Genomic DNA, 13,752 nt, shown 5'->3' with positions numbered 1-13,752 from the left:
GCCTGTTACAAACCATTATCACTAAAATCTATGAAAAATTATCTTCTACCTGCTTTTGCACTGATCTTCTTCAGTTGTAAAGAAAATAAAAAGGAAAGCACCACAACCGGAAAAGAGGTTGTTACAGAAACAGATACATTGAAATTACCCGCTCCGGACGAGAAAAATTCTAAGAATAAATTCAGCAATGTGATCGGGTGGCCTGAAGGTAAGACTCCGGTTGCCCCGGAAGGATTTATCGTTACCCGTTTTGCGGAAAATATAAAAAGTCCGAGAAATATGATTCAGGCTGATAACGGAGATATTTTTGTCGTTCTTTCCAATTCGGAACGTTCCACAACGGAAAAAATAAAAAATGATATCAGCGGAAAAAGCGATGCTGAGGTCGGAGGCAAATCAGCCAACAGAATTATCCTGTACCGCGATGCTAATAAAGACGGTATTCCCGAGTCATCTTCCGTATTTCTGGATAAGCTCAATCAACCTTATGGGATGCTTATTATTAAAGACAAATTTTACGTAGCCAATACCGACGGACTTTGGGTGTATCCTTATAAAGCCGGTCAGACAAAAATTACGGAACCGGGAAAGAAAATCGTCAGCCTTCCTGCAGGAGGATATAATAATCACTGGACAAGAAATTTAATTGCCAATAAGGATCAGTCTAAAATTTATATCAGTGTGGGATCTGGAAGTAACGTGGGCGAAAACGGAATGGAAAATGAAGTGCGCAGAGCCAATATTCTTGAAGTTAATCCTGACGGAAGCGGAGAGAAGATCTACGCTGCAGGTTTGAGAAATCCGGTAGGTATGAGCTGGAACCCGTTGACAGGTGAACTCTGGACCGTTGTGAATGAAAGAGATGAGCTTGGTGATGAGCTGGTTCCCGATTATCTTACCAGTGTAAAACAGAATGCCTTTTATGGATGGCCTTACGCCTATTTTGGGAAAAATGAAGATCCGAGAAGAAAGGGTGAAAAACCGGATCTTGTTTCAAAGACAATTGTCCCTGATGTACCGCTGGGAAGTCATACGGCGTCTTTAGGACTTACATTTTATACCGGCAGTCAGTTTCCGGAAAAATATAAAAACGGAGCCTTTATCGGACAGCACGGATCCTGGAACCGCTCCTCACTGGTCGGTTATCAGGTAGCATTCGTTCCTTTTGCCAACGGTAAGGCTTCAGGACCCTATCAGCCATTTCTTACGGGATTTATTGCCAATGAAGCTAAAGGAGATGTGTACGGAAGACCTGTGGGTGTTCTGCAGATTGCCGACGGATCATTGCTGGTGGCGGATGATGTAAGTGGAGTCGTATGGAGAGTAGCTTACCATAAAAAGTGATTTATATCTGAAAGCCGCTGATTTATCTTTGGTATGAAATATGCAAATATTCATATAAACCAGAATGATTCAGATCATTCACAAAATAAAATGTCATGAAAAAGTTTTTTATATCAGCAATTTTAATAGTAGGATTATATTCAACTGCGTTTTCCCAAAAACGTCCGCCGGCTCCGCCGCATCCTTCAAAAACACAGTTATATAATGATAAAGCCAGGGAACTTGACAGGAAATACAATCAGGAAAAAAAAGTTGATTCTTAACCATCCGCTGGCAACCAAAAGAATGAAAAATGATCAGTTGAAAGCTTTGAATGAAAGGTACAGAAATGAAAAAAAGCTGTTAAGAGCGGCCAGATAGAATTTATGAATAGAAAGGAAAGGATTTCTTTATTCCTTAATTTAAAAAAGACAATAAAAACAGGAGAATGCTTCGGCGTTCTCCTTTCATTTTACCAACAGCCGATCTCATCAGTTGTCGTGCAAGAAACGATGAACATCCAATATTTTTCCTTAAATTCGCATAAAAATTTTAAGCTAATGAATTACGATATTATTGTCATCGGAAGTGGTCCTGGTGGATATGTTACTGCAATCAGAGCAGCACAATTGGGTTTCAAAACTGCAATTATCGAAAAAGAAAGTCTGGGAGGGATCTGCCTTAACTGGGGATGTATTCCTACGAAGGCTTTGCTGAAATCTGCTCAGGTTTTTCATTATATTAATCATGCTGAAGATTATGGTTTGAATAAAGTGGAAGGAAGTTTTGAATTTCCGAACGTAATTCAGAGAAGCCGTGGCGTAGCCAATAAAATGAGTAAAGGAATTGAGTTCCTGATGAAAAAGAACAAAATCGATGTCATTTTAGGAACTGCGAAAGTACAAAAAGGTAAAAAAGTTTCCGTTACTGATACAGACGGAAAAGTGACTGAATATACAGGAACGCACATTATCATCGCTACAGGTGCACGTTCAAGAGAATTGCCAAACCTTCCTCAGGATGGTAAAAAAGTAATCGGATACAGACAGGCATTATCTCTTCCTGAGCAGCCGAAATCTATGATCGTTGTAGGTTCCGGAGCGATCGGGGTAGAATTTGCCGATTTCTATAATACCATGGGAACAAAAGTAACGGTTGTAGAATTTATGCCTAATATCGTTCCTGTAGAGGATGAAGAAATCTCTAAACACCTGGAGAAATCTCTTAAAAAATCAGGGATTGAGATCATGACGAATGCTTCTGTAGAAAGCGTTGACACCAGCGGAGAAGGCGTAAAAGCTACCGTAAAAACAGCTAAAGGAGACATTACGCTGGAAGCTGATATCTTATTATCTGCGGTTGGTATTGCTGCAAACATTGAGAACATCGGTCTTGAAGAAGTGGGAATCCAGACGGATAAAGGCAGAGTTTTGGTGAACGAATGGTACGAAACTTCAGTGCCTGGTTACTACGCGATCGGAGATTTGATTCCAACTCAGGCGTTGGCACACGTTGCTTCTGCTGAAGGAATTACTTGTGTTGAAAAGATCAAAGGATTGCACGTTGAAAAAATAGACTATGGCAATATTCCGGGATGTACTTACTGCCACCCTGAAGTTGCTTCTGTTGGTCTTACTGAAAAACAGGCCAAAGAGAAAGGATACGAAATTAAAGTGGGTAAATTCCCTCTTTCGGCAAGTGGAAAAGCTACGGCCAACGGAAATACGGATGGTTTCGTTAAAGTGATTTTCGATGCTAAATACGGCGAATGGCTAGGTTGTCACATGATTGGAGAAGGTGTTACGGATATGGTTGCTGAAGCAGTTGTTGCCAGAAAACTGGAAACTACCGGTCACGAGATCATCAAATCCATTCACCCGCATCCAACGGTATCTGAAGCTATTATGGAGGCTGCCGCCGCTGCTTACGGAGAAGTGATTCATATTTAATTTGATAATCAATTTTAAATATTGTTAAACCACAGATTCTGTCTGTGGTTTTTCTTTTCTTACATAATTTGTGTTACTTATTTTCTTATTTTTATTCAGTAATAAATAATACAAATTAAAATAAATTATGTTCAAAAAATTAGCTGCAGAAGCTTTAGGATTAGGGGATATTGGTAAAATTATTCCTTCTCAAGATTATGACAAAGTAGACTCTGATGATTATATTTTATCGGAAGACAATGAAAAAATTTTCTTCCTCATCAAATCCAAAAGAGATGAATACTGTTTCACCAACCGGGCATTGATCCATATTGACGGTGCAAGTGCCCTGGATAAAAAAAGAGTACTGAGAAGATACGAATATTATCAGTTTCCTTTCTCAAATATTGCTTTGCAGACGGCAGGAACTATTGATCTGGATGTTGAGATTTCATTTAATATCGGGAATGTTCCGTTAATGATCAGTGTTACAAAAAGTCAGATTGATCAGCTGAAAGATCTTTATAAAGCTCTTTTGGCAATTCAGCAGGTCGTGCATCACAACCAGTCTCTGCTTAATTTTTCAAATGACAGTTTGCAGAAGGCGATCACTACCGTTGCATCCGGAAAGCAGGAAAATGTATCGAAAAGTCAGGAATTAAGAACAATTACTGAATATATTTTTGCATGGAATACCACCAGTTTTGATAAGTATAATCAGAAAGACTTTTCAAAGGTTTTTGAGAAATATATCAATAACTAAGACGAAGATAAAGTATAAAAGCCTGGTAGTGCCAGGCTTTTTTTATGATAAGGTTTTTTAACAATTACATCTTTGTTTATCGCTATTTAACAAAAATTTAGTAAAAACAAACATTCTAATTTGTGGTATTTTCTTACATTTATTCAATGAATTCTGAAAAGATCGGACTTGTTTTATCAGGCGGAGGAACAAAAGGTATTGCGCATGCCGGGGTTCTGAAATTCCTGAAAGAAAAAAATATCGAAATTGATGTTCTTTCATGCTGCAGCGCCGGCTCAATCGTTGGCTCTATGTATGCGGTAGGAAAAACTCCGGAAGAAATTCTGGAATTCTTCAATTCGGTATATTTTTTCAACTGGAAGCATTTTGCATTTAACCAGCCCGGATTGGTTTCTTCGGTAATTTTCAGGAATTATCTCAATCCTATTTTCGGTGACATGAAGATTAAAGATCTCGATAAAGACGTGAGAATTGTTGCTACAGAACTGGTGAACGGAACCGAAAAGATTTTTGATCCGGATTTTAAAGTGGTTGATGCCATTATTGCTTCATGCTCAATACCGGGAATTACAACTCCGTATATCATTAATGACGAAATGTACTGCGACGGAGGAGTGTTAAACAATTTTCCGGCTGATATCATAAGAGATGACTGTGATAAGCTGATTGGCGTTTTTGTTTCCCCTCCTCATGATATTAAAATTGATGACCTCAAATCCATTAAATCGATTGTTTCCCGATCCTACGATTTACTTTCATATAGAATAGAAAAAGTAAAATTCGATTACTGCGATTGGTTTATCTCCTCACAGGAACTCTCTACCTACGGGACTTTTGAAAGAAGAAAGGACCGGTTGGAAAAAATATTTCAGATCGGATATGAAGCCGCCAGGGAAAGCTTTGATGAAAGTAATTTCTATTTGGCAAAACAGGCAGGAACATAAAAAAACTCTCACACGAAGCGAGAGTTTTTTTATTAGTTCTTTACAACTATACCGTCTTGTTTTACAACTATTTTTCCATCCTGATCCTCTACAGTTAGCGTATAAGGAGCTTTTTTTGAGAGAATCGGTAAGATAATTTCTCCAGACTTTGTAGGTGTATCCTTCATTATTAAATTCAAAATAATAATTTCCACCGGATCCGTCCGGAATAAGTTCTCCATCACTGATAATCATGCTTGGCTTTGAGGTAATTTTTCCATTCGCCGGCCATGACTGATAGAGATAATTCCCATTGGGCTGTTTGTCAATTCTTACTTTAAATTTCTTGGTTTTAAAAATAACAGATTTCGGTAATTTTTCCTGCTGATAGCGGATCTTTGAAGCCGGATTTTCATTAAAAGCTGTTGCCTGTATGAATGAAATCTGAGCTAAGCAGAATGTTCCAAGTAAGATTTTTCTGATCATTTTTAAAGGTATTTATAGAATGAAATTCATCAAATTTAAAGCCAATGTGCAGGATAAGGATTATTCTCAGATATAAATCACTATCTGGAACTATCTATTTTGAGTAAGCATTAAGATAATCTGAAAAATAATTATTCTGATTTTCAATAGATTAATAAATTTTTATAAAAAACTTAATTTTTTCGAAACAACTGAATATTTTTCTTGCGTACATTTGTATGGTCAAAGGGATCTTGTTCCTTTCTTATCAAAATGAAACTAATTAACTTTAAGTTTTTTCTTTTAAAAGTATCAGAAATTATCTTCACGATTTTTAATACTTCTCCTCCGGCACTTTCTTAATTTTTTTCGAAAGAATTATTTTTTAATTCGTACTCTGTTTTTCTTTTCTGAAAAAAATAGAGCACCATCGATGTTTTCAAATTTAATCAAAACAAAAACAAATAAACAAACTATGGAATTAAGTTTTCATGGCTGGATGATTCCGGCCGTAATTGCACTGTTGTGCCTTATTTTTTACAAATTTATTTTAAGAATTTTCTTCGGGCTGGTTATTGTTCCACAGGATAGAATAGGATTGGTTACCAAGAAATTCGTATTGGTCGGTAAACAGGAACTTCCTGAAGGAAGAATTATTGCAACCGGCGGAGAAGCCGGTTTTCAGGCACAAACACTGGCTCCGGGAGTGTATTTTGGAAAATGGATCTGGCAATATTCTATTGATTTTCAGCCTTTCACTGTTATTCCGACCGGAAAAATAGGATTGCTTTTGGCCAAGGACGGTATAGAGCTGGAAACCGGGAGGATTTTAGGACGAAAAGTAGACTGTGATTCTTTTCAGGATGCGGAAGCTTTTTTTGAAGAACGGAGGAAGAAAAGGTCGTCAAACCGCTATTATTGCTCCGGGATCCTATAGAATTAATACTTTATTGTTTGAAATTGAACTTACTGATATGACGCAGATTCCGGACAATGCGGTAGGAATTATCACTACTATGGAAGGAAGTCCTCTGGAAGAAGGCCAGATTGCAGGAAAAATCATCAAAGATCACAACAAATTTCAGGATGTAGATACATTTTTAAATAACGAAGGTTACAAAGGTCTTCAGGAGCAGGTGATTTTGGCCGGTTCATATTTCTTAAATCCATGGTTTACAAAAGTTGAAATGGTAAAAATGACGGAAATTCCTATCGGTCATGTTGGAGTGATTATCAGTTATGTTGGAGAAGAAGGACAGGATTTAAGTGGAGTTGATTTTAAGCACGGAAATATCGTAGAGAAAGGTCATAAAGGAGTTTGGGCAGAACCGATCGGTCCCGGGAAATACCCAATTAATCCTTACATTATGAAAGTAGAACTTGTTCCTACAACAAATTTAGTCTTAAACTGGGCTTACGAAAGAAGTGAATCCCATCAGCTCGATAAAAATCTTTCAACCATCACGGTGCGAAGTAAAGACGGTTTTCCTTTCAATCTTGATGTTTCACAAATTATTCATATTCCAACTTATGAAGCGCCGAAAGTAATTGCGCGTTTCGGGAACATGATTAATCTTGTAAGCCAGGTTTTGGAACCTACGATTGGGAATTATTTCAGAAACTCTGCACAGGACAGCGATGTGATTGCCTTTCTGGGAACACGTAAAGAGAGACAGCAGTCTGCAAAAGATCACATCAGCAACGTTTTGGAACAATATAATGTTAATGCAGTCGATACGCTGATTGGGGATATTGTTCCTCCTGAAAGTCTGATGAAAACTTTAACTGACAGAAAGCTGGCAGAAGAGCAGAAAATTACTTATGAAACTGAAATGCTCGCTCAGGAAACACGACAAGCATTAGAAAAAGAAACTGCCGTTGCCGATATGCAGAAGGAAATTGTAAAAGCAGATCAGGGTGTTGTAATCGCTGAAAGAATTGCTGATGCATCTGTAAAAAAAGCTACCGGAGATGCGAATTCTGTGAGATTGCAGGCAACTGCGGAAGGAGACAGATTAAAGCTTTTAGCAACCGGTGAAGCTGAAAAAACAAGACTTCTCGCAAAAGCTGAAGCAGAAAAAATTGAATTACTGGCAAAAGCAAGTGCAGAGCAAATCTCGCTGACAGGTAATGCTGAAGCTGAAAAAATCCTTGCCATTGGTAAATCCAATGCGGAATCTTATAAATTATCCGTGGAAGCCATGGGAGGAAATAATTTCACACAATTAAAGATCATGGAAAATATTGCGAGTCAGAATGTGAGAATCATGCCTGAAGTTTTGATTGGCGGAAACGGAGATTCGGCAAATGGCGGAATCAGTGGACTTTTGGGATTGCAGCTTTTGGAACAGGTTCAGAAGAAAAACCTCGAAACAGCTCCTGTGATTGCAGAAAAAAGCAATGATAAGTCTTAATTTTTTAACTGAAAGAAGATTTAAAAACTTTTAACCATCTATATATATCTTTTGTCAAAAGTTTCGGTACAAAAGAGAAAAGCTCCAAATTGGAGCTTTTTCGTTTTATGCGGTATAGCTTGCAAAAGCTTCTTCAAGACTTTCAAACTTTCCTTTGAACTCCCCGATAGGACAATCCTGAAGAATATTTCCTTTATGAATAAGGATTACGCGGGAGCAGAGCGCTTCTACCTCCTGCATGATGTGAGTAGAAAGCAATACTGTTTTTTGCTGTCCAATCTCTTTTATTACATTCCTGATTTCGATAATCTGATTAGGATCAAGACCATTCGTTGGTTCATCCAGGATCAGCAGATCCGGTTGATGAATGATGGCCTGGGCAAGCCCGACTCTTTGTTTGTACCCTTTGGAGAGCTGTCCTATTTTCTTTGATCTTTCAGGAGTTATCCCTACAAGTTCAATAACTTCATCTACTCTGGAAGCAGGAATTTTATGAATATCGGCAACAAAATGCAGATATTCCTTCACAAACATCTCAAGATAAAGCGGATTGTTTTCAGGAAGAAAGCCTATGTTTTTTTTGCTTTCTATTTCAGATTCAGTAATATTTTTATCGTTAAAAATTATTTCTCCTTCATCAATTTTCAGAGCTCCGACAATAGATTTCATCAAAGTAGATTTTCCGGCTCCGTTAGGGCCCAGAAGTCCGATGATTTCGTTTCTGTCGATGGAAATATTAATGTTGTTCAGTGCGGTCTGCTCACCGAATTTTTTAGTTAAATTGTTTATCTGAAGAGACATAATTAGTAATGATCTTTTTGCAAAAATAAAAATAAAAAAGCTCATTCCGATGAATGAGCATTGTTAATCTTATTATAATTGATTATTTCTTTGTTTTCTTGTCTTTACTGGCATTGGAAGCTCCTCCGTTGGTTGAGCCTGATGTGGAATTCATATTTGCTGGTGCAGGTTTTTCATACATTGCCGATTTTCCGTTTTGCCTGCCGAAAATCTTATCGATCTGTTTTTTGTTCAGAAACTGAGACTTACCGACATATTTTTTATTCTTATTGATATATTGTATAAACTGAACGGTTGGCTGTCCGAAGTTTTTTTCGAAGTGAAGCTCAATAATATCATTAGGAAGTTCCAGGACAATATTGCTGGAAGGAGCATCAATGAAGCCATTTGTGATAAGCTCATAAAGTCCGGATACATCTTTATTAAGATTCTGGAAAGAAAAAGATCTGAATGTATTCAGATTAGCTGTGTTCAGATCCTGATAATTTATGGTAAATTTATCTTCTTTTTTATATAAACCTACGGAATTATCTTTACCAATTTCCACCACACTTTCGTTTTTCAGCACTTTAATCTGTGAGAAAGCCGAAATACCGAACAAACATATAAATAGTAGAATTATTTTTCTCATAAGGTAATTTTTCTGTCTTATAATCTGGTACATCTATCAAAAATAAATAATAAAAAACAATTTTTATATTTCCTCCTAGCAAATGTAAAGAAAAAATTTAACATCTCTCGTTAAGTTTTAGCCTTATAGTTTATTCATTATATATTGATATATTTTAATATGTTGTAAACTAATACTTTATTTTAATTTCAAAAATATTCACAATTAGAGATTGGTTCCGGATTTTTTTCGTTTTACTGTTTCACATCATTAATTGAGAATTAACATATATTAATATGATATGAGTGAATATATATTAAATAAATGTTAACGATTTATTCGGCAAAAAGTATATATATTTTTGATAAAAACTTGATGTAATATTTTAGAGTTATCTTGAATTGGTTAAAATTAAACTTAAAAAACTATCATTAATAGTTCAATTTTCGCTTTAATTAGAAATTAAATTTAAATTTTTTTTAAATATTATGTTTGGCATATTAAAAGCTTATAAATGGCTGATATGCAAGTTTATGGATACCATATTTTTTTATTTCAAGTACGTTTTAAGTGACTCTTATCCTTCTGAAATACGGCTTTTAGATAGTTATGGTATAATAATTGAATAATGATGACCACGAGCTGAAACTCTAAAATTAAGGTGATTTTGTTTTATGCTTATATAAAACTCGAACCGCCTTTTTTGTTAAGGAAACATTAAAAAATATCATATGAAATCAAAACTATCAATCTTGTCGTTGGCAATTGCATTACCCACATGCTTATTTGCACAAGATTCACTTCAGGTAGCGAACAATGTAGAATATCCTAATACTTTTTCTTCAGGATCTTCTAATGTACAACCATTCACTAATTCTTCAAAAAGATTCAATGACTGGTCGATTTCCTTCGGGGCAGGGGTTCCTTTAATGCAGTCTGCAGACCTTGTATCTATCAAAACGAACAAAGGAACTGGTAAAGATTTGTTTGGGTACTCAGCATATTTCAGTGTTGATAAAGCAATCACCCATGCGTTTGGTTTGAAATTGCAGTATGACCGTGGTGAAACAAGACAAGGGTATTTCAATACAAAAGATGCGGCACCGGCAAATGCAAGAGCTAATATGCAAATAGGAGCAAGAACTCAATACGATGCGATCTCTATTTTGGGTGATATCAACTTCTCAAATCTTTTAAGAAGAGTTGATAATAAATCTCCTTACAGATGGGCTTTACATGGTTATGCAGGTGTAGGTACTCTGGCTTACAGGGCGTACCAGAAGGATGAATTTGGTCAAAGATTGATGAAAGAAGTTAAGCCATTTAAATTCGGTTCGTTATTCGGACAGGCTGGAGCAGGTTTAAAATATAAAATCAGCAACCGCTTAGATCTTGAGGGAAGAGTAATGTATGTTGTAACAACGGATGATACGTTTGATGGAGCTGGTATGGACAGAAACAACAAAAGCTCTGATAACTTCATCAACACAACTTTAGGTCTTACCGTAAATCTAGGGAAGCACGAGTCTCACCTGATGTGGCATGATCCTTTGCAGGAAATGTATTACAGAATGGATGTCTTAGAATCAAAGACAACTGATATTGTGGTTTGTAAAAACGGAGATGCCGACAACGATGGAGTTTGCGACGATTGGGACAGACAGCTTGATACTCCTGCAGGAGCAAGAGTTGACGGATCCGGAGTTGCTTTGGATGTAGATCTTGACGGCGTAATCGACCTTTACGACAAATGTGTAACAGTTCCGGGAAGCGTAGAAAATAACGGATGTCCAGACCAAACTCAGGGGCAGGGAGCTGTAGCAGAAACAGAAACTAAATTGGAAGGTATTGAGTTTGATCTTAATTCAGACAGAATTTTACCATCAAATACTCCGATCCTGAATAATGCAGTGAGCTATATCAATTCATCTGACGGTTCTTACACTGTGGTAGGTGCTACTGATACAAGAGGAACTGAAGCTTACAACAAAAGATTATCTGAGAAAAGAGCAAGCAATGTAAAAAATTATCTTATTCAGAACGGCGTTCAGTCTTCAAAATTGGATGCTCAGGGAAATGGGAAAACAGATCTGAAATATCCGGAATGTGATCCTGCTTCAAAATGTCCTGAATGGAAAAACAGAGCTAATAGAAGAGTATATTTTAAAGCAAAATAAATAAATAACTTCTAATTTCTGAGACTGTCATCATAATGGCAGTCTCTTTTTTTTGTAACAATGTTGAAACCTGAAATGACGTTTCATTTATATAATTAATATTTTTTGCTTTTCAGTAACTTTTTATCTGATGCTTCGCTGAGCTTTTTGAAACAATAGTCTTCCGGAATTTCCGATAAAGCAGAATATTCAGAAGCGAGGATGGCAATAATTTCTTGATCACATGTCAGTTTTGCAAGATTTTTCAAACGTTTATCGGTTTCAATCTTATCATAAAAATTCATTTTATCGAGATCGACGAGATATATCTGATAATCGTTTTTGAGTTTTTTAATCACAAAATTTCCGGAAGAATTGTCAACAAAATTAATTCCGTTGTTGTGAAGATCATACATTAAAGATGTATATTGTCGGATAATCTTTTCTCTGTCTACAAATGATTTGTCATCAAGAATATCAGTAAATACAGTTGAATTATCGATTTGCTCGCTGATATAAAAACAGGAAGTTAATCCTGTAAAATTGTATCTTTCAATATAAGCAACAGGTTTAGGAGTCCTGAAATTTTTACTGATCAGAAGCTGTGCATGTTCAAAAGACAATTTGGCTTTCGATTTACGGTAAAACTTATATGTTTGCCTGCTGAGAATATTCCGCTGCCTGAATAGTTTGAAATTTAATACCGCCCCATTTAGGTAGAAATATTTAACAATATTTCTGTTTTCATCTCCTATCAGAATTCCCTCATTATGAAATTTCTTTAAAGTAAAGATTATTTCTTCTTTATAGTAAGAAAGACCTTCGGCAAGAATCATTTTCATATGTATTGGTTTAAAGTTTAAAGATGGTCTGGTTGTATTAAATTTAGGTTTGAAAGATATATAGTGTGCTATTTTGTGATATATGCAAAGATAAATATTTATTAGGTTATTCATGTGAAATTATTTAGCTATTTTTATGTGAAATTATTAACATATGATTAATGTATTTTATTTGGAACTAATCATCTTTGATAAAATTTACGAGATCATAAAAGATTATATTTGTTATAAATAAATTAAAATAACATGAAACTGAAATTGATAACCCTATTTCTAACGACAACTATTTTTTGTATAAATATTTGGGGACAGTCTTTAAATAAAGCAAAATCTACAATAGATAGTTTTATTGAAAAAAAATGAATGAAGCAGGAATAGTAGGAATCGGAGCATCAATTATCATTGATAAAAAAGTAGCCTGGACAAATGCTTACGGATATGCCGACAGACAAACGAAAATACCATTTACCTCATCAACCGTTATGAATATTGCTTCCATCAGTAAGACTTTTACAGGCGTATGTATGATGAAAGCGCTTGAAGAAGGAAAAGTTTCATTGGATGAGGATATTAATCATTACTTACCTTTCAAAATAAGTAATCCCAATTTTCCTGATGAAAAAATAACACTGAGACATTTGGCCACCCATACTTCCGGATTAGCAGACAGATACCCATTTTATACAGACAGCACCTATTACTATGCAGGGCGTAAGCCGGAACCATTAGGGGATTTCTTGAAAAATTACTTTGTACCGGGCGGAAAACACTATTCAAAAGATAATTTCTTAAACGCAAAACCAGGAACAAACCGCGATTATTCTAATATCGGAGCCGGATTGGCAGGTTACATTATAGAGCTGAGAACCGGTCAAAAGCTTAATGATTATGCCAGAAAAAATATCTTTAAACCTTTAAAAATGCAAAATTCCGGCTGGGCTTTAAGTGAAATTGATAGTAAGAAACATTCTAAACTCTATGAGAAAAAGGGAGATAGTATTGTACAAATCCAGCTCTATGAAGGAGTAACTTATCCTGATGGAGGTGTAAGAACTTCCGTACAGGAATTGTCTCATTTTTTTATCAGTCTCCTTAATGACGGTAAATATCAGAAAACAAGAATTTTAAAGAAAGAAACCGTCGATGAAATGCTGCGTTTTGAATATACCGATACTAATAAACCTGTCAACGTCAATATATCTAAAATAAACCAGGGCATTTTTTGGTCTACTAAATTGGGGGCCACAAGAATCGGGCACAATGGTTCTGATCCGGGTGTGAGAACTTTTATGCTCTCTGATCTGAATAAAGAAATTGCCGTAATTGTGTTTTTTAATACTTCCCTTACTGAAGAGGATGAAGGGAAATTCTTTGATATTTATGAGGAACTTTACAAATACGGAAAAGAATTAAAAATGAAACAGACAGCGGGCCATTAATTGGAAACTCTGCAGATAAAGAAGCATTACGGTTTCTAAAAGTTGTATTCAGTGATAAGTATTTAATTGATTGATATTTATAGTAAAT

12 protein-coding genes are annotated in these 13,752 nt (G+C 35.8%); 9 read left to right on the top strand and 3 right to left on the bottom strand.

All coding sequences use genetic code 11. The annotated features are described in order from the left end of the window. Positions 1 to 30: 30 nt before the first annotated feature. The 7 genes from AAHI02_RS05475 (at position 31) to AAHI02_RS05445 (ending at position 7,816) form a co-directional block, all read left to right on the top strand. Entirely contained in the window at positions 31 to 1,344 is a 1,314-nt protein-coding gene (locus AAHI02_RS05475) for a sorbosone dehydrogenase family protein (RefSeq protein WP_346985799.1), read from the top strand. A gap of 95 nt (positions 1,345 to 1,439) precedes the next feature. Further along, positions 1,440 to 1,607, top strand: coding sequence for a hypothetical protein (locus tag AAHI02_RS05470; protein ID WP_346985798.1), 168 nt, complete (start codon positions 1,440 to 1,442; stop codon positions 1,605 to 1,607). A gap of 276 nt (positions 1,608 to 1,883) precedes the next feature. After that, on the top strand, positions 1,884 to 3,272 hold the full coding sequence (lpdA, locus tag AAHI02_RS05465; protein ID WP_346985797.1) for a dihydrolipoyl dehydrogenase: 1,389 nt from the start codon (positions 1,884 to 1,886) through the stop codon (positions 3,270 to 3,272). Positions 3,273 to 3,399: 127 nt separating this feature from the next. Continuing rightward, entirely contained in the window at positions 3,400 to 4,014 is a 615-nt protein-coding gene (locus AAHI02_RS05460; protein ID WP_346985796.1) for a PH domain-containing protein, read from the top strand. A gap of 146 nt (positions 4,015 to 4,160) precedes the next feature. Continuing rightward, positions 4,161 to 4,958, top strand: coding sequence for a patatin-like phospholipase family protein (locus AAHI02_RS05455; protein WP_346985795.1), 798 nt, complete (start codon positions 4,161 to 4,163; stop codon positions 4,956 to 4,958). Between the two features lie 919 nt (positions 4,959 to 5,877). Beyond that, on the top strand, positions 5,878 to 6,339 hold the full coding sequence (locus AAHI02_RS05450) for a hypothetical protein (RefSeq protein ID WP_346985794.1): 462 nt from the start codon (positions 5,878 to 5,880) through the stop codon (positions 6,337 to 6,339). Further along, a complete protein-coding gene (locus tag AAHI02_RS05445) occupies positions 6,266 to 7,816 on the top strand; it encodes an SPFH domain-containing protein (RefSeq protein ID WP_346985793.1) in 1,551 nt (516 codons plus the stop codon). The genes AAHI02_RS05450 and AAHI02_RS05445 overlap by 74 nt, the downstream gene beginning before the upstream one ends. Before the next feature lie 105 nt (positions 7,817 to 7,921). On the opposite strand, the gene AAHI02_RS05440 is transcribed toward AAHI02_RS05445, so the two are convergent. Next, the gene (locus AAHI02_RS05440; RefSeq protein WP_346985792.1) at positions 7,922 to 8,617 is read right to left on the bottom strand and encodes an ATP-binding cassette domain-containing protein; all 696 of its coding nucleotides are present in this window, start codon (positions 8,615 to 8,617) and stop codon (positions 7,922 to 7,924) included. 82 nt (positions 8,618 to 8,699) lie between these two features. After that, on the bottom strand, positions 8,700 to 9,248 hold the full coding sequence (locus AAHI02_RS05435) for a hypothetical protein (RefSeq protein ID WP_346985791.1): 549 nt from the start codon (positions 9,246 to 9,248) through the stop codon (positions 8,700 to 8,702). Between the two features lie 710 nt (positions 9,249 to 9,958). Between AAHI02_RS05435 and AAHI02_RS05430 the strand changes: the two genes are divergently transcribed. Continuing rightward, positions 9,959 to 11,404: an OmpA family protein gene (locus tag AAHI02_RS05430; protein ID WP_346985790.1), complete on the top strand. Its 1,446-nt coding sequence runs from the start codon at positions 9,959 to 9,961 to the stop codon at positions 11,402 to 11,404. A gap of 95 nt (positions 11,405 to 11,499) precedes the next feature. On the opposite strand, the gene AAHI02_RS05425 is transcribed toward AAHI02_RS05430, so the two are convergent. After that, a complete protein-coding gene (locus AAHI02_RS05425) occupies positions 11,500 to 12,225 on the bottom strand; it encodes a lipopolysaccharide kinase InaA family protein (RefSeq protein WP_346985789.1) in 726 nt (241 codons plus the stop codon). Positions 12,226 to 12,584: 359 nt separating this feature from the next. Between AAHI02_RS05425 and AAHI02_RS05420 the strand changes: the two genes are divergently transcribed. Continuing rightward, positions 12,585 to 13,664, top strand: a complete 1,080-nt coding sequence (locus AAHI02_RS05420) for a serine hydrolase domain-containing protein (protein ID WP_346985788.1) — start codon at positions 12,585 to 12,587, stop codon at positions 13,662 to 13,664. Positions 13,665 to 13,752: the final 88 nt, after the last annotated feature.

It is taken from the genome of Chryseobacterium sp. POE27 (genome assembly GCF_039727685.1).
Classification (GTDB): domain Bacteria; phylum Bacteroidota; class Bacteroidia; order Flavobacteriales; family Weeksellaceae; genus Chryseobacterium.
The sequence above is the reverse complement of the archived record's forward strand: the minus strand, read 5'-3'. Positions and strand labels throughout refer to the sequence as shown.

Bases quoted from the DNA above. Each gene is read 5' to 3' on its own strand.
- AAHI02_RS05445 (WP_346985793.1), top strand. From the start codon at position 6,266: ATGCGGAAGCTTTTTTTGAAGAACGGAGGAAGAAAAGGTCGTCAAACC.
- lpdA (WP_346985797.1), top strand. From the start codon at position 1,884: ATGAATTACGATATTATTGTCATCGGAAGTGGTCCTGGTGGATATGTT.
- AAHI02_RS05450 (WP_346985794.1), top strand. From the start codon at position 5,878: ATGGAATTAAGTTTTCATGGCTGGATGATTCCGGCCGTAATTGCACTG.
- AAHI02_RS05425 (WP_346985789.1), bottom strand. From the start codon at position 12,225: ATGAAAATGATTCTTGCCGAAGGTCTTTCTTACTATAAAGAAGAAATA.
- AAHI02_RS05430 (WP_346985790.1), top strand. From the start codon at position 9,959: ATGAAATCAAAACTATCAATCTTGTCGTTGGCAATTGCATTACCCACA.
- AAHI02_RS05420 (WP_346985788.1), top strand. From the start codon at position 12,585: ATGAATGAAGCAGGAATAGTAGGAATCGGAGCATCAATTATCATTGAT.
- AAHI02_RS05470 (WP_346985798.1), top strand. From the start codon at position 1,440: ATGAAAAAGTTTTTTATATCAGCAATTTTAATAGTAGGATTATATTCA.
- AAHI02_RS05440 (WP_346985792.1), bottom strand. From the start codon at position 8,617: ATGTCTCTTCAGATAAACAATTTAACTAAAAAATTCGGTGAGCAGACC.
- AAHI02_RS05460 (WP_346985796.1), top strand. From the start codon at position 3,400: ATGTTCAAAAAATTAGCTGCAGAAGCTTTAGGATTAGGGGATATTGGT.
- AAHI02_RS05435 (WP_346985791.1), bottom strand. From the start codon at position 9,248: ATGAGAAAAATAATTCTACTATTTATATGTTTGTTCGGTATTTCGGCT.
- AAHI02_RS05475 (WP_346985799.1), top strand. From the start codon at position 31: ATGAAAAATTATCTTCTACCTGCTTTTGCACTGATCTTCTTCAGTTGT.
- AAHI02_RS05455 (WP_346985795.1), top strand. From the start codon at position 4,161: ATGAATTCTGAAAAGATCGGACTTGTTTTATCAGGCGGAGGAACAAAA.